The sequence below is a fragment of the Halomonas halophila genome (genome assembly GCF_030406665.1).
GTDB classification, from domain to species: domain Bacteria; phylum Pseudomonadota; class Gammaproteobacteria; order Pseudomonadales; family Halomonadaceae; genus Halomonas; species Halomonas halophila.
In genome coordinates this window covers 63446-78430 of the sequence record NZ_CP129121.1, presented here as the reverse complement: position 1 = coordinate 78430, position 14985 = coordinate 63446, and the positions used below count along the sequence as shown (strand labels likewise).

The following is a 14985-nucleotide window of genomic DNA, read 5'->3' as shown; positions in this document are numbered from 1 at the left end:
CAGGCGGTGTTTGAAAAGTCAGCGAGCGCAGCCACTTTTCAGGCATCGCCTACGACTCCAGCTTCGCCAGCTGGCTCTCCAGTCGGCTCATCAGCTCGAACAGCTGGCGATACTCGTCGATCGACAGCGGCGCCACCAGCTCGGCCTCCCAGGCGCGCGCCTCGGGAATCAGCTCCGCCAGCAGCCCCTCGCCCGCCGCGGTCAGCCTGAGCTCGTGGCGGCGCTGGTCCTCCGGCGAGGGCCGCCGGCGGATCAGCTCCCGCGCCTCCAGCCCCTGCACCGCCCGCGAGACCCGCGCCTTGTCCATGCGCGTGGCCTCGCGAATCTGCTTGGCGGTCAACTCCTCGCGATGATGCAGCCAGGCCAGCACCCGCCACTGGGCCACGGTCAGGTCGTGGCGGGTCTCGTAGAGGCGCGCCAGCGCCTGGCTGATGCGGTCGGCCAGGTGGTTGAGGCGGTAGGGCAGGAACTGGTCGAGGTCGAAGCGTTCCGCGGGGGCGTCATCGGGCGTCATGGGCATCTCGTCGGGGCGGTGTCGGGCGTACTACCAAGGTCGTGTGATGGTTGCATATGAAACCAATGGGGGCTAGCCTGCCCATATAGTTTCATTTGAAACCATATCCCGCGAGGGCAACACAATGACAACATCGCTCGACCATCAGCCGGGCTTTCGCAACCATTTCGCCAGCGAGGCGCTGCCTGGCGCGCTGCCCGAGGGCCAGAACTCGCCCCAGCGCTGCCCTTACGGCCTCTACGCCGAGCAGCTCTCCGGTTCGGCCTTCACCGCGCCGCGCTCGCACAACCTGCGCAGCTGGCTGTATCGCATCCGCCCCTCGGTGGCGCAAAGCGCCTACGAGCCGCTCGATGCCGGCCGCGTGGCCACCGCGCCGCCGGCGCGCCCCGCCGCCGACCCCAACCAGATGCGCTGGGACCCGCTGCCGCTGCCCGAGGCGCCCACCGACTTCCTCGATGGCCTGCTGACCGTCGCCGTCAACGGCGACGCCGCCACCCAGACCGGCTGCGGCGTGCATCTCTTCGCCTGCAACCGCGACATGACCGGGCGCTTCTTCTACGACGCCGATGGCGAGCTGCTGATCGTGCCCCAGCTCGGCGCCCTGCGGCTGCGCACCGAGTTCGGCGAGCTCGAGATCGGCGGCGGCGAGATCGCGGTGATCCCGCGCGGAGTCAAGTTCCAGGTGCGCCTGGCCCAGGGCGCCGAGCAGGCCCGGGGCTACGTCTGCGAGAACTACGGCAGCCCCTTCGAGCTGCCCGGCCTCGGGCCGATCGGCGCCAACGGCCTGGCCAACCCGCGCGACTTCCTGGCCCCGGTGGCCGCCTATGAGGAGGTCGAGGGCGACATCGAGCTGGTGGCCAAGTTCTCCGGTCGCTTCTGGCGCACCCGGCTCGACCACTCGCCGCTGAACGTGGTGGCCTGGCACGGCAACTACGCGCCCTACAAGTACGACCTGGCCAACTTCAACACCGTCAACACGGTGAGCTTCGACCATCCCGACCCGTCGATCTTCACCGTGCTGACCTCGCCGTCGGACACCGCCGGCACCGCCAACCTCGACTTCGTGATCTTCCCGCCGCGCTGGATGGTGGCCGAGGACACCTTCCGCCCGCCCTACTTCCATCGCAACCTGATGAGCGAGTTCATGGGCCTGATCCACGGCGAATACGACGCCAAGGCGGAGGGCTTTTTGCCCGGCGGCGCCAGCCTGCACAACGCCATGTCGCCCCACGGCCCGGACGCCGAGACCTTCGACAAGGCCACCCACGCCGAGCTCGAGCCCCGGTACCAGGGCGACACCCTGGCCTTCATGTTCGAGAGCCGCTACGTCTTCCAGCCCACCGAGACGGCGCTGGCGGCGGACTTCCGCCAGCGCGACTACGTCGACGTGTGGCAGGGGCTGGCCTCGCACTTCGATCCGGACAAGCGCTGAGTTCCGCCGTCGATAATCCCTCTGACAACGCACTTAAACGATCTCAATAACAGGAACGCCCCATGAAACTCGCCACCCTGAACGTCGGCCGCGACGGCGAACTGATCGTCGTCTCCCGTGATCTGACCCGCGCCGTGCGCGCCACCGACATCGCCGCCACCCTGCAGCAGGCGATCGAGCGCTGGGACGAGCTCGCCCCGCGCCTCGAGGAGCGCTACGCGGCACTCAACGCCGGTCGCGCCGAGGGCGCCTTCGACCTCGACGTCGCCGCCCTGCACTCGCCGCTGCCGCGCACCTATCACTGGGCCGACGGCTCCGCCTACCTCAACCACGTGCAGCTGGTGCGCCGCGCCCGCGACGCCGAGATGCCCGAGACCTTCTGGACCGATCCGCTGATGTACCAGGGTGGCGGCGACAGCTTCCTGGCGCCCACCGAGGACATCGAGGCGGTCAGCGAGGACCACGGCATCGACTTCGAGGGCGAGCTCGCGGTGATCACCGACGACGTGCCGATGGCGGTGACGCCGGAGCAGGCCGCCGGTCACATCAAGCTGATCATGCTGGTCAACGACGTCAGCCTGCGCGGCCTGATTCCCGGCGAGCTGGCCAAGGGCTTCGGCTTCTTCCAGGCCAAGCCGGCCTCCAGCTTCTCGCCGATCTGCGTGACCCCGGACGAACTGGGCGACGCTTGGCAGGACGGCCGCGTTCACCTGCCGCTGACCGTGCACCTGAACGGCGAGAAGTTCGGCGAGCCCGAGGCCGGCCCGGACATGATCTTCGGCTTCCCCGAGCTCGTCGCCCACGCCGCTAGCACCCGCTACCTGGGCGCCGGCGCGGTGATCGGCTCGGGCACCGTGTCCAATCCCGACGCCGACGGCGGCCCCGGCAAGCCAGTCGCCGACGGCGGCGTGGGCTACAGCTGCCTGGCCGAGGTGCGCATGGTCGAGAAGATCCTCCACGGCGAGAGCCGCACCCCCTTCATGCACTTCGGCGACCGGGTGCGCATCGAGATGTTCGACCGCGAGGGCCGGAGCATCTTCGGCGCCATCGACCAGCGGGTCGTGAAGCACGAGGCGAAGTAAGGAGGCCGGCCATGACCACGCTCTACGGCTATTTCCGCTCGTCCGCCGCCTATCGGGTGCGCATCGCGCTGAACCTCAAGGGGCTGGCCTACGACCAGGCCCCGATCGACCTGGTGGCCGGCGAGCAGCGCGGCGAGGCCTACCTCGCCGACAATCCCCAGGGGCTGGTGCCGACGCTCGTCACCGACGACGGCCTGCGGCTGACCCAGTCGCTGGCCATCTGCGAGTACCTGGAGGAGGTCCACCCCGAGCCGGCGCTGCTGCCCGAGGCCCCCGCCGAGCGCGCTCGGGTGCGCGCCCTGGCCCAGCTGGTGGCCTGCGAGATGCATCCGCCGAACAACCTGCGGGTGCTCAGGTACCTGACCGGCGAGCTCGGCGTCGACGAGGCCGCCAGGCTTGGCTGGTATCGCCACTGGGTCCACGAGGGCTTCACCGCGCTGGAGGCCATGCTCAGCCGCGAGGCCGGCAGCGGCGACTTCTGCCACGGCGACGCCCCGACCCTGGCCGACGCCTGCCTGGTGCCCCAGGTGTTCAACGCCGAGCGCTTCGAGTGTGACCTCTCGGCCTACCCGCGCATCCGACGCATCGCCGACAATGCCCGTGCCCTGGATGCCTTCCGGCGCGCCGCCCCGGGCGAGCAGCCGGACGCGCGCTGAGCGCCGGTAGCTTTCCCCTTCACCCCCAGCCCTTATCGATCCCAGGTCGGGGCCAGATTGGCCGGGCTGAGGATGCGCCCCTGCGGGCGCGCCAGGCCGTCGATCATGGCCATTTCCTCGTCCGACAGGGCGAAATCGAAGATGGCGGCATTCTCCGCGACCCGCTCGGGGCGGGTGGTGCGAGTCAGGGGCACGTCCCCCTTCTGATGCACCCAGCGCAGGACCACCTGGGCCGCGTTCTTGCCGTGGGCCGAGCCGATGCGGGCCAGCAGCGGGTCGCGGGGCACCGCGCCCATGGCCATCACGAAGAAACCGGTCAGCGGCACGCCGAGCGCGTGCGCCCGCTGGCGCAGCGTCGACTGATCCAGATAGGGATGGATCTCGACCTGGTTGGTCGCGATCGGCGCCTCGCTGACCTCGACCGCGCGGGCCAGCTGGGTCGCATTGTAGTTGCTGACGCCGATATGACGCGTCCAGCCCCGTGCGCGCGCCTCGTTCAGCAGCTCGATCTGGCGCTCGATGGGCATGCCGTGGCCGGGCCAGTGCACCAGCAGCAGATCGACGTGATCCAGCGCCAGCCGGTCGAGGCTTTGCTCGACCGAGGCCAGGAAGTGCGTCTCCGAAAAATAGCGGTTCATCACCTTGGTGGTGACGAAGACCGCGTCGCGCGCCATGCCGATGTCGCTCAGGGCACGGCCCAGTGCCGCCTCGTTGCCGTACAGCTGGGCCGTGTCGAAGGCGCGAAAGCCCGCCTGCCAGGCGGCGGGGATCAGCCGGGCGACCTGCCGGTCGTCCAGCTCGTCGAGGCCGAAGCCGATCGGGGGAAGCAAGGAATCCATCAGCACCTCAGTGTCGGAAGGTCAGGTCGGAGCCGTCGAAGAAGCGGTCGTAGCGGTAGATCGCCGGATCGACGGTGGGTGTTTCGCCGGCGATGATCTGGGCCATCATCTCGCCCGCCGCAGGGCCGACGGTCAGGCCGTTGCCCGAGAAGCCGCTGATCAGCGACAGTCCCGGCAGGCGGTCGACGGCGGAGATGATCGGCGTCGAATCCGGCGTGGCATCGATGACGCCACCCCAGGACTCGATGGGCGCGGACGCCCGGAAATCCGGGAAGGCCTCGCGCAGGGCCTCGAAGCGGCGATCCAGCTCGTCCTGGTACGGCTTGGCCGAGAGAAAGCGGTTGCGCTCGAAGGGCGTGACCTCGTCGCTCGACCAGTGGGTCGGCATCCGCAGCGACTCGAAGAAGTCCTGCCCGAAGCGCATGGTGACCAGGCCCGACGCATGACGCAGCGTGGGCAGGAAGCTCAGCAGCTCGGTGAAGCTGGCCCGCGTCACCGGCGCCACGTTGCGCAGCGCGCCCACCACGTAATTGCCATCGATCTGGCGCCGCCAGGTGAAATTGGGCGCATAGCCCGCACCGTCGGGGCCCTGCGCCCCGGTGACGCGCATCAGCGGCGAGGCGATGCCCAGCTGGGGGAAGGGCACGCCCAGGTTGCCCAGGAACAGCCGGCTCCAGGCGCCGCCGGCCACGACCACATTCGAGGTCCGCACCACGCCCTGCTCGGTGACCACATGACGGATCGCGCCGCCCTCGGTCTCGACGCTGCGCACGGCGCAGCGCTGGATGACGGGTACGCCCTTCGCCTGCAAGGCACGGGCGATCCGCGGCGCCGCGATGGTCGGCTCCGCGATGCCGTCCGAGGGCGAATAGAGCGCGGCCTGGTAGGCCTTGCCCGCGCCGGGGGTCAGCCGCTCGAGCTCTGCGCCGGACACGAGCCGCACGTCCATGTCGGGGGCCCGCTCCTTCGCCTCGGCCAGCCAGGCCCGCTGGCCCTCCACCGCTTCCTCGCTCTCGAGGAGCGACAGGTTGCCGGTGCGGCGGTAACCGATGTCGCGCTCGTTGGCCCGGGCGAAGTCGGCCCACAGCGTCTTCGAACGATTCGCCAGTTCCAGCTTGTCCGGGTGCCAGCCCGCGCTGTAGATCCAGCCGAAGGCCCGGGAGGATTGCTCGCCCGCGACCACGCCCTTCTCCAGGACCACGACGGACAGCCCCCGATCCCGCAGCGCGTGGGCGGTGGAGAGCCCCGCGATGCCGGCGCCGACCACCACGACATCCGCCTGGACGGGCAGCGACCCGGAGGCGCCGACCGTCTCGGCGCGGGGCAGGTCGGCGCCGCGACGCCAGCCGCCATCGGCGGTCAGAAAGGCGCCGGTACCGGCGCCCAGGCCGAAGGTGGCCAGCCCCGCCCCGGCACCCAGCAGGAAAGATCGTCTGGTGACCATGTTGCATACTCCTTCATGTGCGGTGCCCGAGGGCCCGCTTCGGCTATGGATGGGATGGGGCGAGAGGGGCGTGACGCCGGCATGCCGGAGGGCTCGCGCTCGCTCGGCGAAGGCGGAACGTCATTGCCGCCGGAGGGATCGGCGCCGGGCGCCGCCATGGCCGACCGCCTGGCGGCGTGACGGCGCGGGAAAGGCCACCATGACCCGCCCCGCCCAGCATGGGGACTGGGCCAGGCGCGCAGCATGCATTAGTTTCTGCACACACATAAGACGCCGGGAATGGAACCCATGGTTAACGATCTGACAACTCTTGGCGGGGCGCTCGAGGATATCCGCGCCTTCTGTGCCGTCGCCGAGTTCGGCACCATCTCTGCCGCGGCGAGGCAGGTCGGTGAAAGCAAGGGCAGCATCAGTCGCCGTCTGTCGCGCCTGGAGCAGCGCCTCGGGGTTGCCCTGCTGGCGCGTGCACCGCGGGCGGTCTCGCCGACGGAGGAAGGCCTGGCCTTCTATGCCAAGGCACAGGAGGCCCTGGCCTGGCTGGACGATGCGGCGGAAGGCGCACGCCAGTCCCAGGACGTGCCCCAGGGCCATCTGCGGGTGACGTCGCCGGTGGATATCGGCCTCGAGCTCATGCCGGAGATCATCGCGGCGTTCCGCCGCCGGCACCCGCAGATCACCGTCGAGCTGCTGATCACCGATACGCCCCTGGATCTCGCGGCGCATCGCATCGACCTCGCGCTGAGGGCACAGGACGGGAACCTGCCGGACATGGTCTATCGGGCCTCGTCGGTCGCGCCGTTCCGCATGGGGCTCTATGCCGCGCCGGAGTACCTGGCGGCGCATGGCCATCCCGTCGACGCCCCCGATGCGCTGGCCGAACATCACCTGATCGTCTCGCACGAGTTCACGGGCGCCACGCAGCTGACGCTCACGGATCGCCGCGGGCGGTCACGCGAGCTGAGGATCCGCCCGGTCATCCGCACCGGCGACTACGCCAGCGTGCTGCGGCTGGCGCTGGCGGGGGCCGGCATCGGCCCGCTGCCCGACCTGGTGGCCGCCGCACACGCCGCCAAGGGGACCCTGGTCCCGGTGCTGGCGGACTGGAGCCTGTCGGAGGGGCGACTCTATGCGATCAGCCTCGGCGGCCAGAATGCTCCCGCGCGGGTGCGGGTCTTTCGCGAGTTCGTGCGCCAGTCACTGAGCGCCGGCGGCGGCCTCGACTGAAGCCGCCGCCGGCGTCAGGCCGGCTCGCGCTCGGCCCGGTAGCGAGCGCGAGCGGCGACGATGGTGCGGTGATGGGCCTCGGCCCAGTCCACCAGCTGCTGCATCGGCTCGAGGAAGGAGCGCCCCAGGGGCGTCAGTGCGTACTCCACGCGCGGCGGCACCTCGGCGTAGAGCGTGCGGGTGATGAAGCCATCCTGCTCCAGCTGCTTGAGCGTACGCGAGAGCATCTGCCTCGAGATATCGCCGATCTCGCGCCGCAGGGCGTTGAAGCGCAGGGTCCCGGGGGCCAGGGCCTCCAGGATCAGCAGGCTCCATTGATCGCCGATGCGGTCGAGCACGTCGCGAATCGGGCAGGGCTGTTCGAGCACGATCGCATCGTCGTCGGACGGCGTTGTCATGGTATCTCCCTCAACGAGTGGTTCAGTGGCAGGAGAACGGCCCAAAGGTCATCTCGATGTGACCATGTCAGGAGAAGATGACGTCTTGCGCCGGCCCCGGGGCTGGCCTAAGTTTAGCCCACGGTCCACTTTATAGACCAATAGCCGGCGAGCCGCCGGCCGTGCCTCCCTCCCCACCACATCACATCACGAGGAACTGCCATGTCGATCCTGAAATCCCTGAGTGCGGCCGCCACCGCGCTGCTGCTGACCGCACCGGCCGCCGTCATGGCGCAGCCCGATCGCGATGTCGAGGCCGAGGAAGCCAACCGGGCGCTGGTCACCGAGTTCTACAACCAGTTCTTCAACGAGCACGAGACCGTCGAGAGCGCCGGCGTGATCGCGGAGGACTACATCCAGCACAACCCGGGCGTGCCCGACGGCAAGGCGCCCTTCGTGGACTACTTCGCGGGCTACTTCCAGGATAACCCGGACTACCAGAGCGAGATCGTGCGCAGCGCGGCCGATGGCGATCTGGTCTGGCTCCACGTCCACTCGACCAACGGCGAGGAAGACCTCGGCGAGGCCGTGGTCGATATCTTCCGCGTAGAGGACGGCATGATCGTCGAGCACTGGGACGTGATCCAGCCGGTGCCCGAGGAGTCGGCCAACGAGAACACCATGTTCTGAAACGCATGACGCCGCCGGCCCGGCCACGATCGCATCGCGCGTGGCCGGGCCGGCCGAGCTGTCGAGAGGCGCCGCAGGGCGCCGATCGAGGAATGGCCCGGGCGGCCATTTTTTGACGCCACAAAAGCTACCTACCGTTCGGTAGCTTTTTGGGTTAGGATGCCGCCCCCCCCCCCCCGACGCCACGCCCCCTCGGGCGAGCGTCATCAAGGCCTGGATTCACTGGAGCAACGAGATGTCATCCGCCACGACGCCCGCGCTGCGCCGGGTACTCAATGCCGCCGTCGCGCAGTTCGCCCGGCATGGCTATGAAGGGGCTTCGCTGTCCCACATCGCGGCCGATGCCGGGATTCGCAAGGCATCGCTGTATTCGCATGTCAAAAACAAGGACGCGCTGTTTCGCGCGGTCTTCGAGGATGCCCTGCAGATCGAGACGCGCTTCGCCCGCGAATGCTTCGCGCACCCCGACCCCTCGCTGCCGGGGCAGCGCTACTGCGAGGCCCTGCAGGCGCGCTACGCCGACTCCGAGCACCTCCGCTTCCTGCTGCGGGCGTCCTACATCCCCTCCGAGGCGCTCTTCCACGAGTTCCAGCAGGGCTACGAGGGCTACATGCAGCAGCTGCTGGCCGGCTTCACGGCAGCGCTGCGTCGCCATGTCCGCGGGGCGCTCTCCGACCGGGACGCCGAGGTCATGGGCCATGCCTTCATGGGCATGGTCGACAGCCTCCACGTGGCCCTGATCTATATCGGCCAGGAGCGCTTCGAAGCGCGCCTGCATGCCCTGGAACGCCTGATGCGCGACAGCATCGACCGCCTGAACGAAGGAGAACGACATGACTGACGCGACGACCCGCCAAGGCACCGTGGGCATGGCCCTGGTGGTGCTGCTCGCCCTGCTGACGGCCCTCGATGCCATGGCCATCGACATGTACCTGCCCGGCATGCCGATGATCGGCCAGGACTTCGGGGTCTCGGCCGGCAGCGTCCAGCAGACGCTGTCCGTGTTCCTCGCCGGACTGGCGCTGGGCCAGTGCCTGTACGGCCCGCTGCTGGAACGCTTCGGACGCCGGATGCCGCTCCTGGTGGGGCTGGTGGTCTTCGTGGCGGGCTCGGTGGGGGCGGCGCTGGCGCCGACCCTCGAGTGGCTGCTGGTCGCCCGTTTCGCCCAGGCCATCGGCGCGGCCGCCGGCCTGGTGGCACCGCGCGCGATCGTGGCCGACCTCTGCGACGTGAAGAGTTCCGCCAGGATCTTCTCGCTGCTGATGCAGGTGATGATGGTCGCACCGGTGCTGGCGCCGATGATGGGCGGCTTCATGCTCGAGCACGGCGGCTGGCGCGGCATCTTCTGGGTGCTGGCGGCGTGCGGCGGCATCGGCCTGCTGTGGAGCCTGACGGCCATTCCCGAGTCGCTGGCCCCCGAGCGACGCACGCCGCTGAACCCCGGCAGCGTGATGCGCGGCTACCTCGCCCAGTCGCGCCGCCGGGTCTTCATGGCCTATACGCTGGCCGGCGGCTTCGTGCTGGGCTCGCTGTTCACCTACATCAGCGCTTCCGCCTTCGTGTTCACCGAGCACTTCGGCATGACGCCGACCCGTTTCAGCTACCTGTTCGCCGCCAACTCGGTGGGCCTGATCCTCGGCGGCACCCTGGCCAACAAGCTGGCCGCCGGCGGCATGACGCCCGCACGCGTCACCTTCATCGGGCTCGGCCTGCATGCCCTGGCCGGTGCGCTGCTGTTCCTGGCCGTGATGACGGACATGGACACCCTCGCGGTCTATGGCACCCTGCTGGGCGTGGCGATCGGCGCATTCGGCCTGGTGTTCGGCAACCTGACGGCGCTGACCATGAATGCCGGCGGTGCCAGGGCCGGCGTGGCATCGGCCCTGATGGGCACCCTGCATTACCTGGTCGCCGCCGCGGTGGGCTACCTGGCCAGCCTGGTCGTGCAGGGGCCCCACGTCATGCCCCTGGTGCTGGCCCTGTGCGGCCTGGCGGCCATCGCGCTCTGCCGGCTCGCCGGCAACCTCGCCGCCCCCGAGCCCGAGGGCGACCTTCGCGCCGCCGCCTCCGGCAGCGCCGAGTGATATCGGCCGGCGCCCGCCCCTCCCGGGGGTGCGCCGGCGATTATCGTCACGCCATCGCCGGCAACGCCATCACGACCCTCAGCCCGCCGCCGGTGCGATTCTCGAGCCTCAGCCGGCCGCGGTGCGCCATCACGATGCTCCGCGCGATGCTGAGCCCCAGGCCGTAGCCGAGAGCGCCGCCCGCCTCGGCGTCGCCGCGCACACGGGGCTGCATGATGTCGGCGAGCCGCTGCATCTCGATGCCGGGGCCGTCGTCCTCGATCGTCAGCTCGACCCAGCGCCCGGCCAGGCGCAGCGTGAGCCTGGTGCTGCCCGCATAGCGCAGGGCATTCTCGATCAGGTTGTGCAGCACCCGCCGAATGCTCGCGGACTGACCCGAGACGAACGCCTCGGCGGCCCCGTCCCAGCGAATATCGCTGCCCGTCTCGACGAAGTCGTCCACCACCTCTCGCACCAGCCCGGCCAGGTCGAAGGCGGACGACTCCTCCGGCCCCGCGCCGTCGCCGACCGAATCCAGCAGCGCCGCGATCAGCGTCTCCATCTGAACGATGTTGCCGACCAGTTTTTCCCTGAGCGCATCCTCCCCGATGCCCTCCACCCGGAGCCGCATGCGGGTCAGCGGGGTGCGCAGGTCGTGGGAGACGGCGGCCAGCAGCTCGGTGCGCTCCCGGATCAGGTCGATCAGCCGTTGCTGCATGGCATTGAACGCCTCAGCGGCCTGGCGCATTTCTCTCGGCCCCTCGACCGGCAGAGGCGGCCGCTCGATATCCCGCCCCAGCGCCGAGGCGGCTCGTATCAGCCGACGCAGCGGCCGGGTGCTCACGCGTACCACGACCAGCGCCACCGCGATCAGCGCCAGGGCACGCAGCAGATAGACGCGCAACGCATAGTCGCCCAGCACGATCCAGGCGGGCCGGGCGTTCCACCCCTGCGCCTGGTCCGCCCGGATGCGCAGCCACCGCCTCGGGGCGAGACGCAGCTGGAAGTCGAAGTGTCCGACCACCGGCGAGAGCCCGGTCAGGCCGGCCCAGGTGCTGGCGTCGCCGCGGTCGTTGCGAATATCCACGTCGAGCAGCGACAGCGGTAAGGCCTCTCCCGTCTCACGGCGCAGCGCGTCCTGCATCAGGCGTGCGACGTTCGCACGGGCATCGTCCTGGCGAGGCGGTGAGGGAAGCGGCGCCGCACGGAGCTGGGGGTGGAAGACCTCGGTGGCCAGGTCGTCGATCGCCTTGCCGTCGGCGAGCCGGTTCACGACGGCCGCGGTACGAAAGATCACCAGGCGGGCGGGTTCCTCGAGCACCTGGCTGTAGCGCACGTCATACCAGAGGCTGCCGAACAGCAGCTGGGCCGACAGGCCCCCGACTACCACGATCACGCATAGCTGGCCGAAGAGCGAGTCGGGCCACCGCCGGCGCCAGGCGTTAGCGGCCCCCATCAGCCGGCGTCGGCGGAGAGTTCGAGCAGGTAGCCCTCGTTGCGCACGGTGCGAATGAAGCGGGGGCGGCGGGCCTCATCCTCCAGCAGGCGGCGCAGGCGGCTGATGCAGACATCGATGGCGCGGTCACCGGGAAGATGGTCGCGCCCGAAGGCCTGCCGGCTCAGCATGTTGCGGCTGACGATCCGGTCGGGAGATGCGCTCAGGGCCTGCAGCACCATGAAATCGGAGCGCGGCAGCTCGAAGGATCGCCCCTCGGGCGATTGCAGCCGCCGGGTCCGGAGGTTCAGGCGCCAGCCGGCGAAACGCCGTTCGGCGTCGTCGGGAACCGAGGGTGACGCTGGGGGGCCGGGCGTCCTGGCGCGGCGCGCTGCGACGCAGGACGGCACGCACCCGGGCCAGCAGCTCGCGAGGGTCGAAAGGCTTGGCCAGGTAGTCGTCCGCGCCGATCTCGAGGCCGATGATGCGCTCCGAGCAGGCGCCTCGTGCGCTGATCATGATCACCGGCAGCGCACGCCGATCGCGCAGCGTGCGGCACAGGCTCAAGCCGTCTTCTCCCGGCAGCATGAGATCCAGGATCACCAGGTCCACGCCCTCGTCCAGACGAGACCACATCTCGCGGCCATTGGCCGCTCCCCGGGTGCGGTATCCCATGCCGGCCAGATAGTCGCAGATCAGCTCACGGATCTCGTCGTCGTCGTCCACCACCAGCGCGAGGGCGCTTTCATCGTGCGCTCCGGCCCGGGAGGCCGAGGCCGGAGCGTCGTCAATACCATCCATTACATATGCCCCACAGAGCCAAAGGTTCTCCGCCTGAGGCGTCAATATAATCGTCGGTCCTCATTCAGTAAAACGCTAATCATTATTATTTCGAACAGGATCGTTCATGAAACATCGCGCCTCGCAGGCCACCGGAAACGCCGCCAGGACACCAGCAAAGCCGCTCACCGGTGCCCTTGCCGCCACCTTCGGCGGCTGCATGCTCAGCACGGCGGTCGTGGCCCAGACACCAACCGATGCCAACCACGACGAATCGCCCGTCCAGCTGTCTCCCATGACGGTCGAGGCCGGACGCCAGGCGGCACCCGAGCGGAGCTACACGATCCCCGAGACGAACAGCGCCACCGGCCTTGCGCTCTCGCCTCGGGAAACGCCGCAGTCGGTCACCAGCATCACCCGGCAGCAGCTTGACGACCGTGAGGCCGTGGATATCGAGGATGCCCTGGAGCTCACGCCGGGCATCACGGCAAGCAAGGCCGAAGTCGGCGTGCGCACGTCGTTCCGGGCGCGCGGCTACGACATCGGCAACTGGAAGGTCGACGGGCTGCAGTTCTCCGGCGATTCCGGATTCGGCGGCGGCGGCAACGCCCTGAACATGGACCTCTACGAGCGCATCGACATCGTGCGCGGCGCCAACGGGCTGCTGGGCGGCACGGGGGATCCCTCGGCAACGGTCAACCTGATCCGCAAGCGCCCGGAACGGGAGTTCGGCGGCAGCGTCTACGGCGCCTACGGACGCTGGGACCGGTCGCGGGTCGGGGCGGACCTCAATGTGCCGCTGACCGAGGATGGCCGCGTTCGCTCGCGCGTCGTGGTGACCCAGCAGGAGGGGGACACCTTTCGCGACAACGAGTCCGAGCGCCGTCGTGCGGCGCTGGCCAATCTCGCCTTCGATGCGACCGACGACACCACCCTCGGCCTCGGCTACCAATACGAGTATCGCAAGACCGACGGCGCGGGCTGGGGCGCCAACGTGCCCATCTGGTTCGCCGACGGCAGCAGGACGCACCTCTCGCGCAGCACCAACCTGGCACCGGACTGGAGCCATGCCGAGTCCAGGACCAACACGGTCTTCGCCTCGCTGAACCATGCCTTCAACGACGACTGGACCCTCGACGTTCACGCGGCCCAGAGCGACACCGACGCTCTCAACAATCTCGCCCTGGCCAAGGTCAACCGCGGCCCCTCAGGCGGCTTCATCGGCTACTGGGATCAGGACGGCGGCGGGGCGATCCTCAACGCCCTGCGCGAGAGGAACGAGACGCGACAGCGCTCGGTCGGGGTCGACCTGAGCGGCGCGTATGACCTGTTCGGGCGGCGGCACGACCTGATGCTCGGCGCCAGCGAGAGCCGCACGCGCGAGCGCACCCCGGAGCAGGAATGCACGATGTCCAGCGGCACGGCCTCCGAGTACTCCTCCTACTGCATGTTCCGCGCCACCAACGGCCTGGCGATCTCCGACTGGCGTCACGGCGTCGACGACGACATCCGCCTGGATGCCTCCCGCACCGGGCGGGTCAAGACTACCGAGACCCGGCTGCGCGGGTTCTATGCCGCGACGCGACTCGAGGTCACCGAGCCGCTGTCGATCATCCTCGGCGGGCGCGTCAGCGACTACGAGACCGACACCGACGCCTATGACGGCGCTACCACGAGCCGTCACGAACACGACGTCTTCACGCCCTACGCCGGGGCGATCTACGACCTGTCGGACCGCTACTCGCTCTACGCCAGCTACACCAACATCTTCACGCCGCAGAGCCAGCGCGACACCGGCGGGGCCACCGTCGACCCCGTCGAGGGCGACAGCTACGAAGCCGGCATCAAGGGAGAGTGGTTCGACGGTCAGCTGAACGCCTCCGCCGCGCTCTTCCGCACCCGCCAGGAACACCTGGCGGTGATGGATGGCGGCAACCTCACGCCCGATGGGGCCCAGGCCTACAAATCCGGCACCGGCAACGAGACGGAGGGGGTCGACCTGGAAGTGGCCGGTGCCATCACGCCGAACTGGAACGTCTACGGCGGCTACACCTATCTGCACTTTCGCCGGGTGGATAGCGACGGGCGCAGCGATCCCTCGCACCTGTTCAAGCTGTCGACGACCTATGAACCCGGCGGCCGGCTCAACCGCTGGACCTTCGGCGGCGGCGTCTACGCCCAGAGCCATATCGATGCCGTCTCGAGCCCGGCGGGGCAGCCCAGCCATGGCGTCAGCACCGGCTCCACCGCGGTCAAGTGGCCGGGCTATGCGATCTGGAACGCCATGGCCCGCTACGACATCACCGACGACACCCGCCTGAGCCTCAACGTCGACAACCTGTTCGACCAGCACTACTACGACCGCTACGGCTTCTATGCCGGCGCCATCTACGGCAGCCCTCGCAGCGCGACCCTGACCCTGCGCACCTCGTTCTGAGACCCGCCGCCG

At 69.3% G+C, this 14985-nt stretch carries 15 protein-coding genes; 8 read left to right on the top strand and 7 right to left on the bottom strand.

Features of this window, described 5'->3' with window-relative positions; genetic code table 11:
* Window positions 1-49: 49 nt before the first annotated feature.
* Window positions 50-514: a MarR family winged helix-turn-helix transcriptional regulator gene (locus QWG60_RS00335; RefSeq protein ID WP_290130910.1), complete on the bottom strand. Its 465-nt coding sequence runs from the start codon at window positions 512-514 to the stop codon at window positions 50-52.
* Window positions 515-638: 124 nt separating this feature from the next.
* Between QWG60_RS00335 and hmgA the strand changes: the two genes are divergently transcribed.
* From hmgA to maiA, 3 genes are all read left to right on the top strand, one after another.
* Window positions 639-1946, top strand: a complete 1308-nt coding sequence (gene hmgA / locus QWG60_RS00330; RefSeq protein ID WP_146910318.1) for a homogentisate 1,2-dioxygenase — start codon at window positions 639-641, stop codon at window positions 1944-1946.
* Window positions 1947-2008: 62 nt separating this feature from the next.
* A complete protein-coding gene (locus tag QWG60_RS00325) occupies window positions 2009-3028 on the top strand; it encodes a fumarylacetoacetate hydrolase family protein (RefSeq protein WP_146910317.1) in 1020 nt (339 codons plus the stop codon).
* 11 nt (window positions 3029-3039) lie between these two features.
* Window positions 3040-3684: a maleylacetoacetate isomerase gene (gene maiA / locus QWG60_RS00320; protein WP_146910316.1), complete on the top strand. Its 645-nt coding sequence runs from the start codon at window positions 3040-3042 to the stop codon at window positions 3682-3684.
* Between the two features lie 32 nt (window positions 3685-3716).
* On the opposite strand, the gene QWG60_RS00315 is transcribed toward maiA, so the two are convergent.
* Complete coding sequence (locus QWG60_RS00315; RefSeq protein WP_146910315.1) at window positions 3717-4523, bottom strand: aldo/keto reductase; 807 nt, start codon at window positions 4521-4523, stop codon at window positions 3717-3719.
* Window positions 4524-4530: 7 nt separating this feature from the next.
* Complete coding sequence (locus QWG60_RS00310) at window positions 4531-5967, bottom strand: NAD(P)/FAD-dependent oxidoreductase (protein WP_146910314.1); 1437 nt, start codon at window positions 5965-5967, stop codon at window positions 4531-4533.
* Window positions 5968-6255: 288 nt separating this feature from the next.
* Here QWG60_RS00310 and QWG60_RS00305 point away from each other — a divergent pair, with 288 nt between their 5' ends.
* A complete protein-coding gene (locus tag QWG60_RS00305) occupies window positions 6256-7191 on the top strand; it encodes a LysR family transcriptional regulator (RefSeq protein WP_046078991.1) in 936 nt (311 codons plus the stop codon).
* Window positions 7192-7205: 14 nt separating this feature from the next.
* Here the strand turns inward: QWG60_RS00305 and QWG60_RS00300 are convergent, their stop codons facing one another.
* Window positions 7206-7589 (bottom strand): winged helix-turn-helix transcriptional regulator, encoded by a 384-nt coding sequence (locus QWG60_RS00300; RefSeq protein ID WP_046078990.1) that lies wholly within the window; start codon window positions 7587-7589, stop codon window positions 7206-7208.
* Window positions 7590-7790: 201 nt separating this feature from the next.
* Here QWG60_RS00300 and QWG60_RS00295 point away from each other — a divergent pair, with 201 nt between their 5' ends.
* The 3 genes from QWG60_RS00295 (at window position 7791) to QWG60_RS00285 (ending at window position 10342) form a co-directional block, all read left to right on the top strand.
* A complete protein-coding gene (locus QWG60_RS00295) occupies window positions 7791-8258 on the top strand; it encodes a nuclear transport factor 2 family protein (protein ID WP_046078989.1) in 468 nt (155 codons plus the stop codon).
* A gap of 235 nt (window positions 8259-8493) precedes the next feature.
* Window positions 8494-9099: a TetR/AcrR family transcriptional regulator gene (locus QWG60_RS00290; RefSeq protein ID WP_046078988.1), complete on the top strand. Its 606-nt coding sequence runs from the start codon at window positions 8494-8496 to the stop codon at window positions 9097-9099.
* Window positions 9092-10342, top strand: a complete 1251-nt coding sequence (locus QWG60_RS00285) for a multidrug effflux MFS transporter (RefSeq protein WP_146908897.1) — start codon at window positions 9092-9094, stop codon at window positions 10340-10342. The genes QWG60_RS00290 and QWG60_RS00285 overlap by 8 nt, the downstream gene beginning before the upstream one ends.
* Window positions 10343-10388: 46 nt before the next feature.
* Here the strand turns inward: QWG60_RS00285 and QWG60_RS00280 are convergent, their stop codons facing one another.
* From QWG60_RS00280 to QWG60_RS00270, 3 genes are read right to left on the bottom strand one after another with little or no spacing between them, the layout of a single operon-like run.
* Entirely contained in the window at window positions 10389-11717 is a 1329-nt protein-coding gene (locus QWG60_RS00280; protein ID WP_186810071.1) for an ATP-binding protein, read from the bottom strand.
* Between the two features lie 59 nt (window positions 11718-11776).
* Window positions 11777-11998 (bottom strand): winged helix-turn-helix domain-containing protein, encoded by a 222-nt coding sequence (locus tag QWG60_RS00275; protein WP_246124672.1) that lies wholly within the window; start codon window positions 11996-11998, stop codon window positions 11777-11779.
* Window positions 11904-12557, bottom strand: coding sequence for a response regulator transcription factor (locus QWG60_RS00270; RefSeq protein ID WP_222593864.1), 654 nt, complete (start codon window positions 12555-12557; stop codon window positions 11904-11906). Before QWG60_RS00270 ends, QWG60_RS00275 begins: the two co-directional genes overlap by 95 nt.
* A gap of 106 nt (window positions 12558-12663) precedes the next feature.
* On the opposite strand from QWG60_RS00270, the gene QWG60_RS00265 reads away from it, so the two are divergent.
* The gene (locus tag QWG60_RS00265; RefSeq protein ID WP_046078984.1) at window positions 12664-14973 is read left to right on the top strand and encodes a TonB-dependent siderophore receptor; all 2310 of its coding nucleotides are present in this window, start codon (window positions 12664-12666) and stop codon (window positions 14971-14973) included.
* Window positions 14974-14985 lie beyond the last annotated feature (12 nt).